We start from the raw sequence: 22,144 nt of genomic DNA, 5'->3' as shown, positions 1-22,144 counted from the left end.
GGTTCTCGGGTGACGCGTTCGCGCGGGTTCGTTCGCTTCAAGGGGCCTGCCGGCGTGGCTTCAAGGCGCAAGCGCGGCATCGTTCGAGCGAGATTATTCAAATTCGCGAGAACGCCGTAAAGCGAGATAAAATCGCCACTTGATGCGTTTTTGGAATTAACGTGCGAAAGTTCAAGATCCCCAACATGGGCGCGCTGCTCGCTTTCGAGGCCGCCGCACGGCACGAGAGCTTCACGCATGCGGCGCGCGAGTTGTTCCTCACCGAAAGCGCGGTGTCCCGGCAAATCAATACGCTGGAGAGCAATCTCGGCGTGCGGCTATTCGTGCGCGTCAAACAGCGCGTCGTACTGACGAAGGCGGGCAAGGTTTATAGCGCGCAGGTGCGGCGCTCGCTGGAACAACTCGACCGCGACACGCTGTCGATCATCGCGCACGGCAGCGGTGGCGGTTACCTGGAACTGGCGGTGCTGCCGACTTTCGCGTCGCAATGGCTGATTCCGCGGCTGGCGGAATTCAACGCGCAGTATCCCGACGTGCGCGTCAACATGGGCGTGCGCACCGGCACCTTCCCATTCGCGGACACGCATTTCGAAGCGGCGATTCACTACGGCAAACCGACATGGCCGGGCACGTCGGCGGATTTTCTGTTTCGCGAGGAAGTCGTGCCGGTGTGTGCCGCAAGTCTGCTGACGCGGCCAATCGAGTCAGCCGCCGATCTGCTCGACTACCCGCTGCTGCACTCCACTACCCGTCCCGACGGCTGGGCGTCGTGGTTCGCCAACCTGGGCGTGGAAGATAACCGGACCATGCAAGGGGTTCGCTACGAACTGCATACGATGCTGATCAGCGCCGCCGCGGCCGGTCTCGGCATCGCGCTGGTGCCGCGTTTTTTCGTCGACGCGCAGCTCGAGCAGCTTGGGCTCGTGATGCCGCTCGACGCACCGGCGGTCGCGGACTCGGCGTATTACCTCGTCTATCCGACCGAGTTGAGCCACGGCAAGCCGCTTGCCAGCTTCCGCGAGTGGCTGCTGCGGGAAGCAGCGGCGTATAGCGCGGTCAATCCTGAACTGGCCGGCAACAGCGAAACCGATTAAGCGCCGGTCGCCTCGCGCGCTTGCGCCAACGCGCTCAGATTGCCTTCGCCGAAACCGTGGTGACCTTGCCGCTGCACGATCTCGAAGAAGATTTCCCCCGCGCGGCGCCGCACAAACGTCTGGAAAAACAGTAGCGGTACGCCGTCGGCGCCGATCTCGCCGTCCACCAGAACGTGCGTGCGCTTGAGCCGTTCGACATCGAGCCCGTGGCCCGGCAGGCGCGCATCCAGTTGCTCGTAGTAGCGCGGCGGCGGCTCGACGAATTCGACGCCGTTCGCCAGCAATTGCTCGACGCACGCGAAGATATCGTCGGTGGCGAGCGCGATGTGCTGCACGCCCTCGCCCGGATGATCCGGCAGATACTCGTGCATCAGGTTCGTGCGGCGTGTGCCCTCTTCATACAGCGGAATGCGGATCGCGCCGCACGGCGACACCATCACGCGCGATTCCGCCGACACATGCCAGTTCGCGTGCAGTTCGTGAATCTCGCGGAAATTGAGCAGATCGCGATAGAAGTCGAGCCATTCCTGCATCCGGCCCGCGCCGACCGTTTGCGTCAGATGATCGACCGCGACGAGGCCCGTGCCCACATGGCTCAGGTCGGCTTGTGCGGTATCGATCTCGATCGGCCGGAAGTCGATGTCGAAGATCGAGATGTCGCCGAGGCCGCCGCGCTGGCCGCCACGGCCGCGCCAACGGTCGACGAAATAGATATGCGAGTCGCCGATGCCCTGGATGGCCGGAATCAGCAGTTCGCCCGTGCCGATCTTCTCGCCTTCGAAGGCCCATGCGCCGAGTTCGATCGCGCGGTCGAAGGCGCGCTGCGCATCCGCCACCCGGATGCCGATCGCACAAATGCCCACGCCGTATTCTTCGGCGTAGCGCGCGGCGAACGAGTCCGGCTCGGCGTTGAGCAGAAAATGCATCTCGCCCTGACGATACAGCGTGACGTCCTTGCTGATATGGCGCGCAATCGCCTTGAAGCCGAGTTGGGTGAACGTCTCGCTGAGCACCTGCGGCTCGCGCGCGGCGAACTCCACGAATTCAAGGCCGGCGGTGCCGAGCGGATTGTGCTCAGGAACCGATACTGCGCGCAGCGCGGCCTCCGGGGTGGGCAAGTCGCTGGGCATGGCATTCTCCTTGTACAGTCTTTCGACGCTTTTGCAGATGTTCGGTGCGGGCCGCCAGCCGTCACACGCGGGCAACGTGGCAGTGCGTTCGTGGTGTGCCGCAACAACGCGGCCAGCAACGGCTTTCGCACCGTGTTTGTACACCGTGTAGCGGGGCGTTCGCAACCTGCATTTTGTACTGAATGGTTCATGCCGGAATCATGCCGGAACGATCGGGGCGTATTTCAACGCGCCTTGCGGTTGCGCCTCGGCGCAGGCTTGCCACCGGCCTTGTCCGCCGCGGCGGCAGCCATGCGCTGGCGCGCAACCTCGCGCACCGCGTCGATCAGCGCCCGGCCCACCGGCGACGGCTGCGTGTCCGAACGCCGGATCAGTCCGACCGGCTCGTCGGTGCCGGCGAACGGCAAGGGCAAACGCACCAGCATGCCGTGCGCCAGCTCGTAATCAACCGCGCTTAACGGCACGAACCACACCGCGTCGTTCTCGAGCGTCAACGCGCGCCCCGTGGACACCGACAGCACTTCCACAAACGCCGACAACGGTGGCACGCCCCACGCGCTCAACAGGCTCTCGGCCGATTGCCGGATCAGCGTGCCGAACGGCGGCAGCACCACCGGAAAATTTTCCAGCGAAGTGGCCGGCAAGCCGGCCCTCGCCGTCAGCGGATGCCCGGCGCGCACCACGGCGATCAACGGCTCGCTGAACAGCTGTTCGAAACTGAGCCCGACCATCCGTTCCGGATCCGCCAGACGTCCAATCGCAAATTCGATCGCGCCGGCTTTCAGACGCTCGAGCAATTCGGGGTTGGCGCCGGTCGCGAGGCGCACGATCACGCGCGGCCACTGCACGGCGAAGCGCTTGAGCACCGGCGGTATCAGCGCAACCGCGACGGTCGGCAGGATGCCGATTTCCAGCGTGGCCGCGGCGGCGCCTTCCGCGCGCGCCAGCAAGTCGACGCCCTGCCGCAACGCGCTGACGCAAGCGCTTGCATGCGGCATGAAGAGCTGTCCCTCGCGGGTCGTCACGGCGCCGTGGCGGCCGCGCTCGAACAGCTTCACGCCGAGTATCGCTTCCAGTTCGGCGACCGTCTTGGACACAGCAGGCTGCGTAATCGACAAGCTTTCGGCGGCCCGCTGCACGCCGCCGAACTGCGCGACGGCCAGAAAGCACTGGAGATGACGGAATTTGACGCGGCTGTCCGCGAGGCTGCGTTGCATAACGAGAGGTTATACGAAATGGGCGAAAACGTCATTTTGCATAACCTCTCAGGTTGGATAAAGTCGCTTCATACGCTGTATCCCACAATTCCCCGAAGGAGACACTGATGGACGAGTCCTTTCTCACCGCGCGCGACTTCGCGTCCCACCCGGCGTACATCTACCCCGGCTACGGCTCATCGGTAAAACGCGGCCCGACGCGCCCGCTGATTCCGCTGAAGGAAAAGCTGCGCGACCAGCGCGTGCCCGTCTACGGTACCGAAGACCTCGGCGCGCTCGATCACGATCTGACGCGCAATGCCGTGCGCAACGGCGAACCGCTCGGCGAGCGCATCATCGTGACAGGGCGTGTGCTCGATGAGGGCGGTCGTCCGGTGCGCAATACGCTGGTCGAGATCTGGCAAGCCAATGCCGCCGGCCGTTATGTGCACAAGAACGATCAGCACGATGCGCCGCTCGATCCCAACTTTCTTGGCGCCGGCCGATGCCTGACCGACAACGACGGCCGCTATCGCTTTCTGACGATCAAGCCGGGTGCCTACCCGTGGGGCAATCACCCGAACGCGTGGCGTCCGAATCATATTCACTTCTCGCTGTTCGGCGATCATTTCGGCTCGCGCCTCGTCACGCAGATGTACTTTCCGGGCGACCCGCTGCTGGCCTTCGACCCGATCTTCCAGGGCACGCCCGAGCACGCACGCGACCGTCTGATCGCGAACTTCTCGCTCGATACGACGCAAGAGGCCTACGCGCTCGGCTACGATTTCGACATCGTGCTGCGCGGCCGCAATGAAACTCCGATGGAGCGCTGAGCCATGACCACTCTCAAGCAAACGCCTTCGCAAACGGTTGGACCTTACTTCGCCTACGGTCTGTGCCCGCAGCAATACGACTTCAGCTTCAAGAGCCTGTTTACGCCTGTTCTGGCCGACCGCGAAGCGGCCGGCGAGCACATCACGATCGTCGGCCAGGTGTTCGACGGCGACGGCAAGGTGGTCGGCGATGCCATGCTGGAAGTGTCGCAAGTGGACGCGCAAGGCCACTATCCGGAATCGCGCGCGGAAGTCGAAGCAAGCGGTTTTCGTGGCTTCGCCCGGGTCGGCACGGGCACCGATCCGCAAATGCGCTTTGTCGTGGAGACGGTGAAGCCCGGCCGTGTGAGTCCGGATGAAGCACCGCATCTGAATGTGATCGTCACGATGCGCGGCATGTTGCTGCACACTTTCACACGCATCTACTTCGAGGACGAAGCCGAAGCCAATGCGAGCGACCCAGTGCTGTCCGCCGTGCCGGCGGACCGTCGCGGCACGCTGATCGCCCGCCGCGAGCCGAATATGGCGAACGTGTACCGCTTTGACATCCGTATGCAGGGCGACAAGGAAACCGTCTTCTTCGATCTGTAATGCGGAATTTCTATACTTTCATATTGCTTTCACATACACTGAATGCGATCCGTCTGGCGACTGGATCGCGAAACTCCGAGTAAAGTTCAAAGCCCGCTTCGTGCGGGCTTTTTTTTGGTGCGCCATTTTGTACGCCATTCGGCCTGGTTCATCCATCACGGCAGTGCGGCCAGGTAGACCCACGGGTAAACACCTTGATCGTGACCATCGCTGAATACGAGCTGCACGCCGTTGCCCATCGATTGCACGTCGACAATCTTGATGTCCTTTTCAGCCCGCACCGCGACTCCTGTCAGCGACAGCCGGCGGCAAGCCGAACACGGACAGCGTTCTCTTAGTGCGGCGTTGTCGATGTGCCGCGTTTGCCCGGCGCTCCACGTCAGCGACAATCTGCGCCCGGCCACATCGATCTCGACGCGCTCGGGGACGCTCATCGCTTCGCGCTGCCGATCTGGCTCAGTGCGATCCGCACGGTCTTGCGCGTTTCCGGGTCAGCGTCAGCGCTGGCCGTTTGCAAGGCCGGCAGCGCCTGCACGTCGCCGAGTTCGGCGAGCGATAGTTCGGCGGCTTCCGGATCGAGGGAATCGGGGTCGAAGGTCAACGGAAGCGAAATATGGTTATGAGGTAAGTCGCGATTAACGCAGCAGATAGCGCTTCGGCGAGGCATTGGGTATGCGAGGGCGAGCCACCGTGGCGAGCGAGACACAGGTGCAAAATCCAGCAAGCGGTTTTGTGAAGCACCGCCACGGCGCGCGTAGCGCCGCCGGAAGTATGACTGCCTTGTCACCAGTGCGGAGTGTGCGAAAACACAGATTCCAGATGCTCCACTACCTCCTCCAAGCCAGGGGACCCGCTTAAGAGCTGGCGGTGTAAAGCCGCTTTCTTTTGCCTACTTTTCTTTGCGGCAGGCAAAGAAAAGTAGGTGCCCCCCGCACAGGGGGAACGCTAATAAACCAATAACAAAGCAAGGAAAGGCCAACGCCACAGGCACACAACCAATGCCGCCGCCAAAGGCAAAAAAACACAAAGCGCTACGCAAGACAAACAGAACAACCAAACCCGCCGGCAAGGCAAAAACCCCGACCCTTCTCGATCATGCTATTTTCCAGTGACTCACTGCCTCCAACCGTCAGGAGAAACGCAAAATGTCCGCATCGACTGCCATCGCCACAATTCTGGCCGCACTGCTATTGGGCGCCGTGAGCCCCGGACCAAGCTTCGTGATCGTCGCCCGCAATGCGATCGGCCTATCCCGCGGCGACGGCCTCGCATCGGCCGCGGGCATGGGCATCGGCGGCGTGTTTTTTAGCGGCATCGCGTTGCTGGGACTGTATACGTTGCTCGCCACAGTCGAGTGGCTATACGTCGGCCTGAAAGTGGCAGGCGGCCTCTATCTGATCTACCTTGCATCGAAAATCTGGCGCGGCGCCGCCAAACCGCTCGCCTTCGATGCCGCGCAAGCCGCCGCCACCAATGTGCGAAAATCCTTCTGGATCGGATTGAGCACACAACTCAGCAATCCGAAGACAGCCGTCTATTACGGCAGTATTTTCGCGGCCCTGCTTCCGCAACATCCGCCGCTGTGGTGCTACTTCGCACTGCCGCCCGCGATATTCGCCATCGAAGCCGGCTGGTACACGGTGGTCGCATTGTGCTTTTCGAGCAAACGGCCGCGTGAAATCTACCTGACGTGGAAAGCCTGGATCGATCGCGTCGCCGCGGGTGCGGTTGCCGCGCTCGGATTGCGCCTGATCCTGACGGCACACAAAGTGGGCATCTGAAACGTCGCCGCGATTCAACCGGCTTGTCACGCCATGCTTGACAAGCCGGCAATCAGGGCCCCAACGCCGGGTGAGCGCGTGCATGCAATATGGGCGCACCCGGTGAAACAGTTACAAGATAAGTGTTGACGCTGACACGGCCCGGCGGTTACTGTGACGTCCGAAGTTCAAGAAGTTCGATTGCTGTTCATCAATTGCTCGCTCCCTCAGCGGTATTCGTTGTCCTCTCCCTCCTTGATGCTTCACGCGCTCTCATCAACAGAGCAAATCTTTCTATTTTTTTCCTCAAGGATTCTTCATGGATACCGGTACCGTTAAGTGGTTCAACGACAGCAAAGGCTTTGGCTTCATCACCCCGGACAAGGGCGGCGACGACCTGTTCGCGCACTTCTCCGAAATCAGCGGCGACGGCTTCAAGACGCTGGCTGAAAATCAGAAGGTGAGCTTCGAAACGAAGCAAGGCCCGAAGGGTCTGCAAGCGGCTAACATCAAGCCGCTGTAAAGTTTGAAGGGCTCGGTGTCCGGCAACGGACACCGGGTTGCAGCGACATCCTCGCGGAGCTTTTGTCTCCCACAGTTGGCGCGATCGCTTTTAGCTGCTTCTGTTTTCAGCAGCAAGCCCCAAGCGCCAAACGCCTCGTTGCACCTCATTCTCCCCTCTGGCTTTAACGCCCTTTTTCCGCTTTCCGACTGCGTTGAGATTCGGCTCGCAATGGCTTGAATCAGCTCGTCCGTGCAACATTCGCACGGCATGCGCGCACTCGAACATCATTAAAATTAAAATGCAAAACACACATATTCATCACTACAACGGCTATGCCGTCCAACCCTCGGCGCATCGTTTGCCCGACGGAAGCTTTTCGTCCAACCTGCTGCTCAAGCGCGCCGGCAGCGCGCGTGCCGAAGGGCGCTACCAGTTCTATTCGCTCGATTACTTCGCGAACGAAGAACAGGCATTGCAGCACTCGGCACGTTGGGCACGCCACTGGGTCGATACGCGCGGTTAAGCGCGAGTCCCCCTTTAAGCACCACATAGCGCACCATCGGGCGCGCTAGAAAACCACGCGCGGTCTATTCGCTTCCTTCCGACTTGATTCGCGCGCGCAACTCGAACTTCTGGATTTTTCCCGTCGATGTCTTCGGCAACTCGCCGAAGCGCACTGCTTTGGGCAGCTTGTATCCCGCAAGAAACAGCCGGCAGTGCGCGATGATTTCCTCCGCGGTCACCTGAGCGCCTTCCTTGAGTTCGATGAAGGCGCACGGTACCTCACCCCACTTCGGATCGGCCATCGCCACCACGGCGGCAACCGAGACCGCGGGGTGCCGGTACAGCGTGTCTTCGATCTCGATGCTCGAGATGTTCTCGCCACCCGAAATGATGATGTCCTTGCTGCGATCGCGGATACGGATATAGCCGTCAGGCATCCGCACGCCCAGATCGCCGGTATGGAACCAGCCGCCGCGGAAGGTCGCTTCCGTGGCGCGCTCGTTCTTCAGGTAACCCTTCATGCAGATGTTGCCGCGGAACATGATTTCGCCGAGCGTTTCGCCGTCGTTCGGCACCGGCTCGAGCGTGTCCGGGTCGAGCACCGTCACCGCTGCTTGCAGGTGATAGCGCACGCCTTGCCGCGCGTTCAGTTCGGCGCGCGCGTTGTCGTCGAGCGTTTCCCATTGAGTTTGTTTCGCACAGACCGCGGCCGGACCGTAGGTTTCCGTGAGCCCGTATACGTGCGTCAGGTCGAAACCGATTTCCTTCATCTTCGCGATCACAGCCGGCGGCGGCGCCGCGCCCGCCACCATCGTCGACACGCGATGCGCGATGCCCTCGCGCCACTCGGCCGGCGCATTGGCCAGCGCGCTCTGCACGATCGGCGCGCCACAATAGTGCGTAATGCCTTCGCGGCGAATCAGCTCGAACACCGTCTTCGCGTCGAATTTGCGCAGACAGACGTTGACGCCCGCACGCGCGGCGACGGTCCATGCGAAACACCAGCCGTTGCAATGAAAGAGCGGCAACGTCCACAGATAGACCGCATGCTTGGGCATGTCCCATTCGAGGATATTGCTGAGCGCATTCAGATAGGCGCCGCGATGGTGGTAGACCACGCCCTTCGGATCGCCGGTCGTACCCGAGGTGTAGTTCAGCGCAATGGCGTCCCATTCGTCGGCAGGCGGCGTCCATGCGAACTCAGGGTCGCCGGATTGCAGGAACGCTTCGTAATCGGTCGCGCGGATGAATTTGTCCGCGTCGGCGGGCATTGCGTCGGCCACGCTGATCACCCGCAACGCCGGGAATTCCAGCGCCGCGCGATGTGCAAATTCGCTGTACTCCGTATCGACGATCAACGCCTTCGCCTCGCCATGCCGCAGCATGAACAGCAAAGACGACACGTCGAGCCGCGTATTCAGCGTATTAAGCACGGCCCCGGCCATCGGCACGCCGAAGTGCGCTTCGATCATCTGAGGAATGTTGGGAAGTAAAGCCGCGACCGTATCGCCGCGTTCGATGCCGGCCCGCTGCAATGCGCTGGCCAGCCGGCGCGTACGCCCGTAGGTTTCGCGCCAGTTGCGGCGAATCTCCCCATGGACGACCGCGGGCCGCTCACCGTAGACTTCCGCTGCGCGCACGATGAAATCGAGTGGCGTCAGCGGGACATAATTGGCCTCGCGGCGCTCGAGTCCTTCTTCGAACATGTGCTTCATTGCATCGTCTCCTGTGTCGACCCGAGTTGGCGCTTTAGCGCTTACTCGGGTCCCATGCAACATGGTTGCTGAAGCGCCGGTCGCGCCGTCGATTATTCTGTTTGATGAACTAGCCTAACAATTGTCATGCTGAACCGTCTGTCATTCAAATGACAGAGTGGCACGCCTTAACGCCCCCCAAGTCACATTAACTCGCCTGAAACCGGATACGCCCTCGGGCCGCTTATGGATGATGCTCCGCTCACCGCCCTCGCAGGCGCCCGTTCGCACCGGCCGGAGCGGGTCGCGCGTGCCGGCCTGCCGCAACTGTTCGCCACCTGCGCGTGGTTCCGCGCGTTGGCCGACGAACATCAGGCGATGGTCCTCGCCAGCTCGTACGCGGAGCACCTGCAAGGCGGAGCGTGGATCGCGCGCCGCCAGGAACCGTCGGATTACTGGATCGGCGTGCATTCCGGACTCATCAAACTCGCTATCTACAACGCTTCAGGACGCAGTTGCACGCTGTCCGGCGTGCCGCCCGGCGGCTGGTTCGGCGAAGGCAGCGTCATCAAACGTGAATTGCGCAAATATGACGTGGCCGCGATTCAGCCTTCGCTCGTGATGTTCGTGCCGTCGGAAACGTTTCATGCGCTGCTCGGCTCGAGCCTGCCGTTCACCGGCTTCGTGATCCGGCAGTTGAACAACCGGATGGGCGAATTCATCGCGTCGATCCAGAATAGCCGGCTGCTCGATGTGGATGCGCGCGTCGCCCAATCGCTTGCGCAACTGTTCAATCCCGACCTGTACCCCGATACCGGCCGCACGTTAGCCATTTCGCAGGAAGAAGTCGGTCTGCTGGCCGGCGTGTCGCGGCAACGGATCAACCAGGCACTGCAAAACCTCGAGAAACTGGAGATTTTGCGCCTTTCGTACAACCAGATCGACGTGCTCGATCTGGAACGCCTGGGCGCGTTTGGCCGGGAGCAGATCTAGAGCAAGCGCCACTTGCGCCTTCACACCCTCTTTCAGCGGCCGCCTAAGGGCGGCCGCTTCACATGTCGCCTGAATTTCAGGCGACGGAATAAAGAATCTGCCGCCACAGCCGTTAAGCGAACTATGCAGCGCAGATTGCAGCCCTCCCCCATTCCGAGCTCAACGCATCGTCGAAACCGATAATGAACCGTCTGACACTGAAACAGAAATTGTGGGTGCCGTTGCTTCTGTGCTGGGCGGCGCTCCTGATCGTCACTGTTGTGAACGCGTTAGATGCACGTAACGGTCAAATGGACGCTCGGCGCGCGGATCTGGCCGACGTCACCGACATGGCGGTGTCGATTGTCGCGGACTACGCGAAGCAGGCCGACGCCGGCAAGCTCTCCGTCGACGACGCCAAACAGCAGGCCATTGCCCGCGTCAATGCACAGCGCTACGGCGCGTCCGGCTACGTTACGATCGTGCGCAGCGATTCGGTGATGGTCGACCATCCGATGAGCCCGAAGCTGAACGGCAAGGACATGAGCGGCTTTCGCGACGCCAAAGGCAACGCGCTGTATCACGACATCGCCCAGGCGGGCGGCTCGGCGGCTGGCGCCGGCTATCTACGCTACTGGTGGCCGAAACCCGGCGAGACGACGCCGAGCGAAAAGATTGGCTACGTGAAACGCTTCGGTCCGTGGAACTGGGACTTTATCGCGGGCGCCTACATGGACGACATCCAGGCGCAGTTCTACACCGCGCTTGAGCGTTCGGCCGCCATGCTGGTGCTGCTCGGTGTGCTGGTGTCGTTCGTTGCCTCGCGGGTAGTGCGCAACGTATCGCGTTCGATCGGCGGAGAGCCGTCAACGGCCGCAGCGATCGCGATGCGGATCGCGCGTGGCGACCTCGCCACCACGATCGAACTGCGGCGCGACGACAATTCGAGCCTGCTGTTCTCGTTGCGCGAGATGCGCAATCAACTCGCCGCTACCGTCGCGCGGATCAAGACGTCCGCCGAGACGATCACGGTCGCCTCGAAAGAGATCGCCGCGGGCAACCTGGACCTGTCGAGCCGCACCGAAGAGCAGGCTGCCTCGCTGCAGGAAACTGCCGCCAGCATGGACGAACTCACCAAGACCGTCACGCAGAATGCCGACAATGCGGCAACCGCGTCGGAACTGGCGACAGACGCATCAAATATCGCCGCGCGCGGTGGTCAGGTCGTCAACGACGTGGTCGAGAAAATGGCCGGCATCACCGATAGCTCGCGCAAGATCGGCGAGATCATCAGCGTGATCGAAGGCATCGCGTTCCAGACCAATATCCTCGCGCTGAACGCCGCGGTGGAAGCCGCGCGCGCCGGCGAGGAAGGCCGCGGTTTCGCGGTGGTCGCGGGTGAAGTGCGCAACCTCGCGCAGCGCAGCGCGACGGCAGCCAAGGAGATCAAGGTGCTGATCGATCAGTCGGTGGTGCAGGTCGGCGAAGGTTCGACGCTGGCCGGCAAGGCGGGCAGTACGATCGGCGAGGTGGTCGACGCGGTGCGCCGCGTGACGGCGATCATGAACGAGATCTCGGCGGCCTCGAAAGAACAGAGCTCGGGAATCGGCGAAGTCAATCTCGCGATCCGCCAGATGGACGACGTGACGCAACGCAATGCGGCGCTCGTCGAGCAGGCGGCGGCCGCAGCCGGCTCACTCGATGAGCAGAACGAACGGCTGCGACATGCAGTATCGGTGTTCAAGATCGAACAGCATGCCTGATCGCCGCACGCATGCGCAAGACAGAAAGACGAAGGCCGTCACCTGGTGACGGCCTTTTTCATTTGCGATGCAAATATGGAATCTAGACGGCGCTCGTGTCGCCTTTGCGCGCCACGGGCCGGGTCAGCATGACATCGGTATCGAATAGTGCGAAGGCGATGTTAGCCAGCACACCTGATCTTTTCCAGCGCAAATAGTAGCGATGCGCAGTCTGATAAGGCGGATAGCGCTCGGGCATCGCGCTCCACGCCTTGCCCGTATGCAGCACCCACAGCACGCTGTTCACCACGCAACGGATATCGATGCAGGGACGGCCGCGCCGTGGTCCAAGATCTTTCATTTCAGGCAGCAGCGGTACGATGCGGTGCCATTGCTCGTCGGTCAGATCATGAATAGCCAGCGAGCCGGCGAGGTGATTTGAAGCGGGAGTATTCATGCAATAAGAACGCGCATTTGCAGCACACGTGCTAGCGTTGCAGCGAGAAAATAGCCTAAAAATCAATTTATTGAGACTACTCCAAGCGCGCTTTCGCGAAAGTTAAATCTTGTCAGATGCGCGAGTGCAATCGTCAGAAATCGCAATAATTTATTGCGTCAAAGGATTTTTGGTGCTGTGAAGGTTGTGATCTGTCATCGGCGCGCGGCATCCGGCATGTGTGGCGGATGCTCCAAATGCCGCGCCCATAAAAAAAGGTGCCGTTCGCGGCACCTTTTTTACTACGACCCGCTTCTGTTGAAGCTTAGAAGCGGTGACGCAGACCGACCGTAGCAGCCGTCTGGTTCTTCGACGACGACGGCAGTTGCGTCACGTCGCCGCTGTAGATCGAAGCCACACCGCCGTCGCCCATTGCGTGCTGGTACACGGCTTGAGCGTAGACGTCCGTACGACGCGACAGCGAGTAGTCAGCTTGCAGGCCGATCTGGTGGTAGCGCACCGACTCCGAACCACCGTTCGCGCCGACGCCATAACCCTTGCCGTCGGTGAACGTGTAAGCAACGCCCAGGCCCAGAGCCGGGGTCACGTTGTACTTGCCGTTGACTTCGTAGTTGTTAGCGCGCAGCGATTGATGGCCTGCGGTGAAGTTATCCGAACGCGATTGCGTCCAGGCCACACCGACAGCAGCCGGGCCGAATGCGTACGAAGCAGCTGCGCCGAATTCACGTTGACGGAAGCTGCCGACGTTGCCAGCGATAGCGTTGACGTACGAACCGTCCGAAGCGCCGCCGTTCGTTGCACCCGGGTTGTTCTGCTGTGCGTAAGCAGCGCCCAAACGCAGGCCTTGCCACTGGTATGCAGCACCAACGCTGTATTCGCGGTTGTTTGCGAATGCGCCAGCCTGGTTCGAGAAGCCGTACGTGCCGCCGAACGTGAAGCCTGCGTAGTTAGCGCTCGAGTACTTGATCGAGTTGTTGACTGCGAAGCCACCGTTCGTGTTCAGGTTGTCGTTGTTGAACGGGTGAGCGAAGTACGTACCGCCCCAGCTGCCCGTTGCCGTCAGCGGTGCCAGGTAGTCTTGTGCTGCGTCGTATTGACGACCCAGCGTGACCGTACCGAATTGCGCGCTCGACAGACCGACAAACGCTTGACGGTTGAACATGCCATTGTTGTTAGCGAACTTGCCGTTGTTGATGTTGAAGCCGCTTTCCAACGTGAAGATTGCCTTCAGACCGCCGCCCAGATCTTCCGAACCGCGCAGACCGAACATGCTTTGGTTGATGCCGCCGCTACCTGCTGCCCACTTTGCGTTGTGGTTGACATTGCTGGTGTACGTCAGGCCGGCATCCAGCAGACCATACAGCGTCACGCTGCTTTGTGCGTGAGCGACGGAAGCGAACGATGCGGCAACCGCAACGACGATGAGACTCTTTTTCATGCGTGGGACTCCAGTTCGATAAATTTACGCGGGGAGCGAGACCTGCCTCGGCAGCGCATGCATCGCGCTGCCGCCCTGTTCGCTGAACCGCTTCGGATCAGCCGGGCACCCTTGAAACGAAGCGTGAGTGTAGGGGGACACCCTAATAGCGACATGCGCAATTTACGCAACAGGATCTTTCAGAATTCGCAACAATCCAACCGGCGCGGACATTAAGTCTTTGTTTTTCCGACACATATCGCAAAATAAGACATGCTGCGCGCCTCCTCTGAACAGATGAAATTTGCAACCTCTCAATAATGAAAGTTGTGTGTATGCAACAGCGTTTTAATATGCCTGACGTAATCTGGTCTGAACGATCAAAAAATGAGCGATATCTGATTGCCTGAAAATCAGGCAAATGCGCAAGAGGAATGCGGCATGGAGTAAATTTATTTCAGAAAACCGGGAACTTAACTCGATTAATCAAGTCGCTAATTTTGCGCGGATTATTCGGCATAACGGTTAGACGCTGTTCGATCGATTAACAGACGGCATTTAAAAAACCGGATTGAATTCCGACTCGCCCTCCATGTAGCCGCCGTAGCATGGCCTTGTGCAGACACACACTAATGAAAAAACCGGTCACATGTAGTCATGGCTGTCGGCTATGCATTCAAAGCGCTAGCGCTTCAAAACGGACACCACCGAAGAAGTGAAGCCTTCAGCACGGGCATTGCCCGGGGGTGAATTGCGGCGCCAGCCGCCGCGTGACAAGAAACCCGTGCTGAAGGCGGATGGCATACATCGAACAGCCTTCCGCATTTGATTAACGGTGCAGCCGTCAGCCTTTTTACACGGAGTTTCCCTACTTTCCAGCGGTCCGCCGTTGTGAATGCGTTGTGACTGGTCGAATTCGCCTTCATCCGCGGAGCCGAACAGCAATGCGAACGGACATCGACACCGATAAACGCCGTCGTGAAAGCCGTTCCCACGAGCAGTCGAGAATCCGCTCGTGAGCGACTTCGACTCGCGACGGCGTCCTTCGGGGCGACCGATCTCCAGGCGGCGACAATAGGCCTAATATAGCGGCACCTGTTCAGGCTGAATTGACAAATACCCCATGGATTTAAATCTGATCGGCCTGTTCGTCGAGATTGTGGAATCGCGCAGCCTCAGCGCCGCGGCGCGCAAACTCGGCATGACGCGCTCCAACATCAGCCAGCGGTTGAAGCTGTTGGAACGCGAAACCGGCGCGCAACTGCTGCGTCGCTCGACGCGAAGTCTCGAACTGACGCAAGCCGGACACACGCTGTACGACTGCGGCCAGCGGATGCTCGATGATCTGGGTACAGCGCGCGCATCGATCGACAGCCTCGGGCAAACACTGCGCGGCCGGGTGCGGATCAGCGTGCCGACCGGCTTCGGCCGGATGTTTATCGGTTCGAAGCTGCTTGAATTCGCGCGTACGCATCCGGGCATTACGCTGAATGTCACGTTCAACAACCGGATCGAGGACCTGATCGCCGCGGAAGTCGACGTGGCGGTGAGAATCACGTCGACGCCGCCGCTGGACTACGTGGCGCGCAACATATGCTCGATCGACTGGAACCTGTATGCAGCGGCCGCGTATGTGGAGAAGCACGGTCCGATCGATTGTCCCGCCGACCTCGAACGGCAGACGCTGGTCGCATCGCCCTACCCGGGCCGGCGCGTGACGATGACGCTCACGCACCGGGAGAACGAAGCCGACGTCCACACGATCACGATGCAGCCCGCGTTGCAGTCGTCGGACTACCCGTTCCTGGCTGAGGCCGTGTGTCAGGGCATGGGTATCGGGCTGTTGCCGGTCTACGTGCCGCATGCGCCGATGAGCCGCGGACTGCTGCCGATCCTGCCGCAATACCGTGTCGCCGGTCAGCAGAACACCCTGTATATCGTCACCCTGCCCAATCGCTATCCATCGCCATCGACGCAAGCCCTGATCGACTACCTGCGCGACGAAATCCTTTCGCTCGCGCAAACGTGGGTTTGAAGACGTGCGCTCGGACGGTCGGTCACCGCGCTCGATGTCAAGCTGTAGTTAACAGTCCGTCAACCTCCAGTGGAATTGTCAATACGATCGGCCCATCCCACAATGAGCCCATACGAAAAGCCAATACACGGAGACTGGGACAATGACCCCCCAATTGTCTGACGACATCGCCACGCCCGAACTGCGCGGCCAGATTCTCATCGTGCCTCTCAGCAACACGGCCGCGCATTCAAAGTAGAAGCGGCGTCCTCGTCACGCCCCCCTGACAATCTGGATTTGCCATGTCGAACCTGACTTCCTCGCTGCCGCTAGCCGGCGTTCGCGTCCTCGATCTCTCCCGCGTGCTTGCTGGACCGTGGTGCGGCATGGTGCTGGGCGATCTCGGCGCCGAAGTCATCAAGGTCGAGCACCCGACGCGCGGCGACGACACTCGTGATTGGGGCTTGCGAGTCGGCTCGACCGAGACGGCCTATTTCAACAGCGTCAACCGCAACAAGCGCTCGGTGAGTCTCGACCTGCAAACCGCCGAGGGCCAGCAGATCGCGCGGGAACTGGCGCAGAAGAGCGACGTCGTGATCCAGAACTTCAAGTTCGGCGGCGCGGAAAAGCTGGGCCTCGGATACGAGCAACTGAAGCAGGAACATGAGGACCTGATCTACTGCTCGATCTCCGGCTACGACCGCACGGGACCGGAAGCCGCGCGTCCCGGCTACGATCTGGTGGTTCAGGGCGAGGCCGGGCTGATGGCGCTCAACGGCGAAGCCGATCAGCCGCCTCTGAAGTTCGGCGTTGCCGCTGTCGACCTGTTCACCGGGATGTACTCGGCCCAGGCGGTGCTCGCAGCGCTGTTCGAGCGTCAGCAGACCGGCAAGGGACGCCACATCGAAATGGCGCTGTTCGATTGCGGCCTGATGATCACGTCGTATTACGGGCTGGAAGCGCTGATCATGGGCGAGGACCCGCCGCGCTACGGCAACGCGCATCCTTCGATTGTGCCCTACGGCGTATTCGACGCGGCCGACGGACCGCTCGTCATCACGGTCGGCAACAACAGTCAGTTCGCGCGCTTCTGTCGCGATGTGATCGAACGCCCCGATCTTGCAGAAGACGACCGGTTCCAGACGAACATCAACCGTGCGACGAACCGCGAGGTGCTCGTGCCCGAACTCAACCGCGAGATCGGTCGAAGAAAGCGCCAGGTGCTGCTGCAACGCCTGACTCAGGCCGGCATTCCATGCGGCGAAGTGCTCGGTCTTCACGAGGCGCTCACCTCGAAGCGCGCGACGGACGGCGGGCTCGTGACGACACAGTCGCATCCGGAAGCCGGCAGCACACATGTCCTCGCTCCGCCCTATCGCTTCGACGGTGTCCGCTTACCGGTACGAAGCGCGCCGCCGCAACTCGGGGAAGGCACGAAGGATGTTCTGCAATCGCTGCTCGGCCTGTCGGACGAACGACTGTCACGGTTGAAGGCAGACGGCGTCGTTTAACGTCGCATTGCGCCTCATTGCAACGGCACTGTGCCATGGCGCCGATTTTCGGCGTCGCCCATTCCGGCCTCCCAGGTGACCTGTTCACGCTCGTGCCGGAACGGGTGAGCGAACTGGGCCAGGCATCATAAACGCAGCAAATCAGGTGCGTAACGGCTGCGCCAAAACAGCCACCCCGCCGCACCTGGCGCCCGACCACAACAACAAGCGCTGCCCGAAGGCAGCCGGCAAAGCAGTCGCATCGAGCCAGCGGGGCTCATTCGATTCACCACCACAACGAAATCAGCCAGTCACAGGTTGGAGACATCCATGCAGCAGGCCCTCATCGATTCAATCAAAGCGAGTCCCGCCTACCGGCAGCTCGTCACTTCACGCCGCCGCTTCAGCTTCACGCTGACGGCGTTGATGATCTTCACTTACTACGGCTTCATCCTGTTCGTCGCCCTCGCCCCGAAAGTGCTCGCACATCCGTTGTATGCCGGCGCCACGACGAGCGTGGGGATCGTCGTGGGCGTCGGCATCATCCTGATCGCGGTCTGCCTGACGGGCGGATATGTGCTGCGGGCGAATCGCCGGTTCGATCCTTTGATGAGCGCGCTTCTCGTCAAAGCCCGGCAAGGAGACTGAACGATGAAACTCATTCGCGCCTTCTTCTGCGCGGGCCTCGCATCGAGCGCCGCGCTCGCTCATGCCACCTCCGTCACCGGCCCGGTGCCGGAGCATGTTGAACTGAATCCCGTCGCGATCGGGATGTTTCTGCTCTTCGTGCTCGTCACGCTCGGCATCACGCGCTGGGCATCGCGCAAGACCCGTACGACGAAGGATTTCTACAGCGCGGGCGGCGGCATCACCGGCTTCCAGAACGGGCTCGCCATCGCGGGGGACTATATGTCCGCCGCTTCGTTTCTCGGCCTTTCCGGCATGGTTTTCGTTTTCGGCTTCGATGGCCTGATCTATTCGATCGGCTTTCTCGTCGGCTGGCCGTTCGTGATGTTTTTGCTCGCCGAACCGTTGCGCAATCTCGGCAAGTTCACGTTCGTCGATGTCGTCGCCTACCGTTTCGAGCAGGCGCCCATTCGCCTTCTGACGGCGAGCACGTCGCTCGTCGTCGTGATCTTCTATCTGGTCGTGCAGATGGTCGGCGCGGGCAAGCTGATCCAGCTGCTGTTCGGATTGCAGTACTGGATGGCCGAGGTCGTCGTCGGCGCGCTGATGGTGATCTACGTGTTCTTCGGCGGCATGACGGCGACCACCTGGGTGCAGATCATCAAGGCCGTGCTGCTGCTCTGCGGCGCGACGTTCATGGCCGTCACCGCGCTCGCGCAATTCGGCTTCAGCCCCGAGGAGATGTTTCGACGCGCCGTCGACGTCCATCCCGGCGCGCTGAGCATCATGGGCCCCGGCAAGCTGCTGAAGGACCCGTTGAACGCGCTCTCGCTCGGCATCGCGCTGATGTTCGGCACCGCCGGGTTCCCGCATATCCTGATGCGCTTCTTCACGGTGCCCAACGCGAAGGAGGCACGCAAGTCCGTGTTCGTCGCCACGGGCTTCATCGGGTATTTCTATCTGCTGACCTTCATCATCGGCTTCTCCGCGATCGCGCTGCTCGCCCAGCATCCCGAGTTCTTCAAGACCGCCGCCGACGGGCATTTCAACCTCACTCGCGACCTGCTCGGCGGATCGAACATGGTCGCCGTCAAGCTGGCACAGGCGGTGGGCGGCAACCTGTTCTACGGTTTCATCGCCGCCGTGACATTCGCGACGATCCTGGCGGTCGTGGCGGGCCTCACGCTCTCCGGGGCGACCACCGTGTCGCACGACCTGTACGCCTGCTGGCTCGCGCGCGGCAAAACCGACGAAGTCCGGGAAATGCGCATCTCCCGCGTCTCGACGTTGGTGCTGAGCGTGGTCGCGATCGGGCTCGGCATTCTCTTCGAGCACATCAACGTGGCATTTCTGGTCGGTCTCGTAGCGGCGGTCGCGGCTAGTGCGAACTTCCCGGTGCTGGTGTCGTCGATTTTCTGGCGCGGCATGACAACGCGTGGCGCGGTGATCGGCGGAAGCCTCGGGTTGATTTCCGCAGTGCTGCTGACGCTGTTCTCAAAGTCGGTATGGGTCGACGTCCTGCATCACGCGCACGCGCCGGTGTTCCTCGATAACCCAGCGCTGGTTTCGGTGCCGCTTGCGTTCGCCGGCATCTGGGTATTCTCGATGCTGGATCGCAGCGTGCGTGCGGAACAAGAGCGGGAAGCTTTTGCGCTGCAGGAGTTCTATGGACAAACGGGCATCCTGTCGATCAGGGCCGTCGATCATTGAGTTGATTACGGACGTGCATCGACGACGATGCGCGTCTGCGCCGCTGTGCGAGGTTGACGCGGCTTGCGGATTTTCTTCGCAACAGCACATGACAGCGCTTGTGTCCGAGCGGATCGGTACAACACCGTTGCGCTTCAGAAAGTATGCGCGGTAGCCGTATATTGTTTCATCGACGCTCGGCGCAGCAAGTTGAGCCACTCGTTGTCCGGCAACGCCGCACCGGCGGATTCTCGACCAGGGTTAACCCACTCAGAACTGTGCGGCAAAGTACATACAGTTCTTGCATGCGAGCTTGCTTCAGACGCGGGGGTATCGCCGCCCAGGGGCGTCTGGCGGTGTTTCCTCAGTTCCACGAACTCAAAGGAGATGACAGATGGAAATCCGCGATCCTTCCCCCGGCCTCTACAACGAAGATCTCGCGCCCGCCAGGGTGCGCAACTGGGGTGCCTTCAGCATCTTCAACGTCTGGACCTCGGACGTGCACAGCCTCTGGGGCTACTACCTCGCCGCCAGCCTGTTCCTGCTGTGCGGCAGCTTTACCAACTTCCTGCTGGCGATCGGGCTCGGCTCGCTGGTGATTTTCGCGCTGATGAACCTGATCGGCTACGCCGGCGAGAAGACCGGCGTGCCTTACCCAGTGCTGGCACGCGCCTCCTTCGGCGTGTGGGGCGCCAACCTGGCGGCGCTGGTGCGCGCCGTGGTGGCCTGCTTCTGGTACGGCGCGCAGACCGCAGCGGCTTCGGGCGCGGTGGTCGCGCTGCTGATCCGCAGCGACAGCCTGATGGCGTTCCACAAAGGCACGCACTTCCTCGGCCACTCGGGGCTGGAAGTGATCTGCTACGCGATCATCTGGGCGCTGCAGTTGCTCATCATCCAGAAGGGCATGGAAACGGTGCGCAAATTCCAGGACTGGGCCGGTCCGGCGGTGTGGGTCGCGATGCTGATCCTGGCGATCGGCCTGTGCGTCAAGGCCGGCGGCTTCTCGTTCGACCATGGCATTCCGATGAACGTGCTACTCGAGAAGACCAGCGACGCCGGCGTCAGCGGCGAGCCCGGCTCGTTCTGGGCGCTGATGGCAGTGGGCGCGACCTGGATCACCTACTTCGCGGCGCTGTACCTGAACTTTTGCGACTTCTCGCGCTACGCGAAGAACCGCGACGCGGTAAAGAAAGGAAATCTGTGGGGCCTGCCGGTCAACCTGATCGCGTTCTCGCTGGTCGCCGGCGTCACCACCATCGCCGCCTTCAAGGTGTACGGCGAAGTGCTGCTGCACCCCGAGCAGATCTCGGCCAAGTTCGACAGCTGGACGCTGGCACTCATCGCGGCGCTGACCTTCGCAGTCGCCACGCTGGGCATCAACGTGGTGGCCAATTTCGTCTCGGCGTCGTTCGACATTTCCAACGTGTTTCCCAAGCAGATCAGCTTCAAGAAGGGCGGCTACATCGCCGCTGCCATCGCGCTGGTGCTCTACCCGTTCGCGCCGTGGGAAGGCAACGCCGCGCACTTCGTCAACGCCATCGGCGCCACGATGGGCCCGCTGCTAGGGATCATCCTGGTGGACTACTATCTGGTGGCCAAAGGCAACGTCAACGTCGCGGCGCTCTACCAGGAGCACGGCGAGTACCGCTACGAAGGCGGCTGGAACGTCAACGCACTGGCCGCGGCGGCGGTCGGCAGCGTGTTTTCGACCTTCCTGCCTAACTTCACCAACCTGCTGCCGGTCTGGTGGAATACCTATGGGTGGTTCTTCGGCGTGGTGATCGGCGGCGGCATGTACCTGATCATGGCGACGCTGCGGCCGCGTACCGCGATCGCGCCGACCCGCGCTTGAGGGTTTTCCTGGCGAGCGTGCAGGGGGTAACTCCCGGCTTCTAGCGCGTGGAACAGGCACGGCAACAATGCCGATGGTTGGCTGTCGGCGGTCATGCTAGGATTTCTCGCAAACAACTCCGGAGACTGCTATGCCGTTCATCTGCGAAAACGTTGAATGTCGCGCCGTGCTGGCCCGCGGGCAGGTCAGATCCATTCGCGAGAACGAGGGGTGGTGCTTCTACTGCCCAGACTGCAAAGTGAGGAACGCGTTGAACGATATCGGCGTGCCGGGCGGTCCTGTTGAGTTGATTCAGCCGAACAGATCCGATCTCCCGCACAAAGTGATTGCAACTGCTCGACCATTGGAGGACGGCAGGTACGCGGCGCAATTGCGCGTACAGAGGGCACTCGGTATGAAGGGGACTTACGCGGTCGAAGAACATTGGGAACAGCTCGGCGTGTTCCTTAACGCGCACGAGGCCGTCGCGCATGCAAAGTCTATTGCGGCAGACTGGCTGGACCAGAAGGCATAGTCCCGAGTGCAACGCGGGATTGAGCCGTGCGCACCGTGCGCGGATCTTTACGGCCGGCCCGCG

Annotated in this window: 21 protein-coding genes; 14 read left to right on the top strand and 7 right to left on the bottom strand. The window is 61.3% G+C overall.

Going from position 1 to position 22,144, the window contains the following annotated elements; all coding sequences use genetic code 11:
- Positions 1–161: 161 nt before the first annotated feature.
- Positions 162–1,094, top strand: coding sequence for a LysR substrate-binding domain-containing protein (locus AC3WOG_RS22905; protein WP_492580220.1), 933 nt, complete (start codon positions 162–164; stop codon positions 1,092–1,094).
- Here the strand turns inward: AC3WOG_RS22905 and AC3WOG_RS22900 are convergent.
- Positions 1,091–2,224 carry a 4-hydroxyphenylpyruvate dioxygenase family protein gene (locus AC3WOG_RS22900; RefSeq protein ID WP_492580219.1) on the bottom strand — a complete coding sequence of 378 codons (1,134 nt, stop codon included), beginning with the start codon at positions 2,222–2,224 and terminating at the stop codon, positions 1,091–1,093. The genes AC3WOG_RS22905 and AC3WOG_RS22900 overlap by 4 nt on opposite strands.
- Positions 2,225–2,448: 224 nt before the next feature.
- Positions 2,449–3,441 carry a pca operon transcription factor PcaQ gene (gene pcaQ, locus AC3WOG_RS22895; RefSeq protein ID WP_492580218.1) on the bottom strand — a complete coding sequence of 331 codons (993 nt, stop codon included), beginning with the start codon at positions 3,439–3,441 and terminating at the stop codon, positions 2,449–2,451.
- A gap of 107 nt (positions 3,442–3,548) precedes the next feature.
- On the opposite strand from pcaQ, the gene pcaH reads away from it, so the two are divergent.
- Positions 3,549–4,253, top strand: coding sequence for a protocatechuate 3,4-dioxygenase subunit beta (gene pcaH, locus AC3WOG_RS22890; RefSeq protein WP_492580217.1), 705 nt, complete (start codon positions 3,549–3,551; stop codon positions 4,251–4,253).
- Positions 4,254–4,256: 3 nt separating this feature from the next.
- Complete coding sequence (gene pcaG / locus AC3WOG_RS22885) at positions 4,257–4,844, top strand: protocatechuate 3,4-dioxygenase subunit alpha (RefSeq protein ID WP_492580216.1); 588 nt, start codon at positions 4,257–4,259, stop codon at positions 4,842–4,844.
- Between the two features lie 155 nt (positions 4,845–4,999).
- Here pcaG and AC3WOG_RS22880 read toward each other — a convergent pair whose 3' ends face one another.
- Positions 5,000–5,278 (bottom strand): DUF971 domain-containing protein, encoded by a 279-nt coding sequence (locus AC3WOG_RS22880; RefSeq protein ID WP_492580215.1) that lies wholly within the window; start codon positions 5,276–5,278, stop codon positions 5,000–5,002.
- Positions 5,275–5,445 carry a HEAT repeat domain-containing protein gene (locus AC3WOG_RS22875; protein ID WP_492580214.1) on the bottom strand — a complete coding sequence of 57 codons (171 nt, stop codon included), beginning with the start codon at positions 5,443–5,445 and terminating at the stop codon, positions 5,275–5,277. Before AC3WOG_RS22875 ends, AC3WOG_RS22880 begins: the two co-directional genes overlap by 4 nt.
- Before the next feature lie 544 nt (positions 5,446–5,989).
- On the opposite strand from AC3WOG_RS22875, the gene AC3WOG_RS22870 reads away from it, so the two are divergent.
- The 3 genes from AC3WOG_RS22870 to AC3WOG_RS22860 all read left to right on the top strand — a co-directional run bounded on the left by AC3WOG_RS22870 (position 5,990) and on the right by AC3WOG_RS22860 (position 7,632).
- Complete coding sequence (locus tag AC3WOG_RS22870) at positions 5,990–6,625, top strand: LysE family translocator (protein ID WP_492580213.1); 636 nt, start codon at positions 5,990–5,992, stop codon at positions 6,623–6,625.
- A gap of 298 nt (positions 6,626–6,923) precedes the next feature.
- Complete coding sequence (locus tag AC3WOG_RS22865) at positions 6,924–7,127, top strand: cold-shock protein (protein WP_012428559.1); 204 nt, start codon at positions 6,924–6,926, stop codon at positions 7,125–7,127.
- A 280-nt stretch (positions 7,128–7,407) separates the two neighbouring features.
- On the top strand, positions 7,408–7,632 hold the full coding sequence (locus AC3WOG_RS22860; RefSeq protein ID WP_492580212.1) for a hypothetical protein: 225 nt from the start codon (positions 7,408–7,410) through the stop codon (positions 7,630–7,632).
- A 64-nt stretch (positions 7,633–7,696) separates the two neighbouring features.
- On the opposite strand, the gene AC3WOG_RS22855 is transcribed toward AC3WOG_RS22860, so the two are convergent.
- Complete coding sequence (locus tag AC3WOG_RS22855) at positions 7,697–9,328, bottom strand: acyl-CoA synthetase (protein WP_492580211.1); 1,632 nt, start codon at positions 9,326–9,328, stop codon at positions 7,697–7,699.
- 225 nt (positions 9,329–9,553) lie between these two features.
- Here AC3WOG_RS22855 and AC3WOG_RS22850 point away from each other — a divergent pair, with 225 nt between their 5' ends.
- Together AC3WOG_RS22850 and AC3WOG_RS22845 are read left to right on the top strand one after the other, a co-directional pair.
- On the top strand, positions 9,554–10,300 hold the full coding sequence (locus AC3WOG_RS22850; protein WP_492580210.1) for a Crp/Fnr family transcriptional regulator: 747 nt from the start codon (positions 9,554–9,556) through the stop codon (positions 10,298–10,300).
- A 182-nt stretch (positions 10,301–10,482) separates the two neighbouring features.
- Positions 10,483–12,042 (top strand): methyl-accepting chemotaxis protein, encoded by a 1,560-nt coding sequence (locus tag AC3WOG_RS22845; protein WP_492580209.1) that lies wholly within the window; start codon positions 10,483–10,485, stop codon positions 12,040–12,042.
- An 82-nt stretch (positions 12,043–12,124) separates the two neighbouring features.
- Here AC3WOG_RS22845 and AC3WOG_RS22840 read toward each other — a convergent pair whose 3' ends face one another.
- Positions 12,125–12,478 (bottom strand): transposase, encoded by a 354-nt coding sequence (locus tag AC3WOG_RS22840; RefSeq protein WP_492580208.1) that lies wholly within the window; start codon positions 12,476–12,478, stop codon positions 12,125–12,127.
- A gap of 304 nt (positions 12,479–12,782) precedes the next feature.
- Positions 12,783–13,916, bottom strand: a complete 1,134-nt coding sequence (locus AC3WOG_RS22835; RefSeq protein ID WP_492580207.1) for a porin — start codon at positions 13,914–13,916, stop codon at positions 12,783–12,785.
- Positions 13,917–15,018: 1,102 nt separating this feature from the next.
- Between AC3WOG_RS22835 and AC3WOG_RS22830 the strand changes: the two genes are divergently transcribed.
- The 6 genes from AC3WOG_RS22830 (at position 15,019) to AC3WOG_RS22805 (ending at position 22,081) form a co-directional block, all read left to right on the top strand.
- Entirely contained in the window at positions 15,019–15,930 is a 912-nt protein-coding gene (locus AC3WOG_RS22830; RefSeq protein WP_492580206.1) for a LysR family transcriptional regulator, read from the top strand.
- A gap of 281 nt (positions 15,931–16,211) precedes the next feature.
- On the top strand, positions 16,212–17,420 hold the full coding sequence (locus tag AC3WOG_RS22825) for a CaiB/BaiF CoA transferase family protein (RefSeq protein WP_492580205.1): 1,209 nt from the start codon (positions 16,212–16,214) through the stop codon (positions 17,418–17,420).
- A gap of 309 nt (positions 17,421–17,729) precedes the next feature.
- Positions 17,730–18,047 (top strand): DUF485 domain-containing protein, encoded by a 318-nt coding sequence (locus AC3WOG_RS22820; protein ID WP_492580204.1) that lies wholly within the window; start codon positions 17,730–17,732, stop codon positions 18,045–18,047.
- 3 nt (positions 18,048–18,050) lie between these two features.
- Positions 18,051–19,736: a cation acetate symporter gene (locus tag AC3WOG_RS22815; protein ID WP_492580203.1), complete on the top strand. Its 1,686-nt coding sequence runs from the start codon at positions 18,051–18,053 to the stop codon at positions 19,734–19,736.
- A gap of 373 nt (positions 19,737–20,109) precedes the next feature.
- Complete coding sequence (locus tag AC3WOG_RS22810) at positions 20,110–21,567, top strand: NCS1 family nucleobase:cation symporter-1 (RefSeq protein ID WP_492580202.1); 1,458 nt, start codon at positions 20,110–20,112, stop codon at positions 21,565–21,567.
- Between the two features lie 130 nt (positions 21,568–21,697).
- Positions 21,698–22,081 carry a hypothetical protein gene (locus AC3WOG_RS22805; RefSeq protein WP_492580201.1) on the top strand — a complete coding sequence of 128 codons (384 nt, stop codon included), beginning with the start codon at positions 21,698–21,700 and terminating at the stop codon, positions 22,079–22,081.
- The last annotated feature ends 63 nt before the right edge of the window (positions 22,082–22,144 follow it).

This window comes from Paraburkholderia sp. FW306-02-B, from assembly GCF_058782725.1.
The sequence above is the reverse complement of the archived record's forward strand: the minus strand, read 5'-3'. Positions and strand labels throughout refer to the sequence as shown.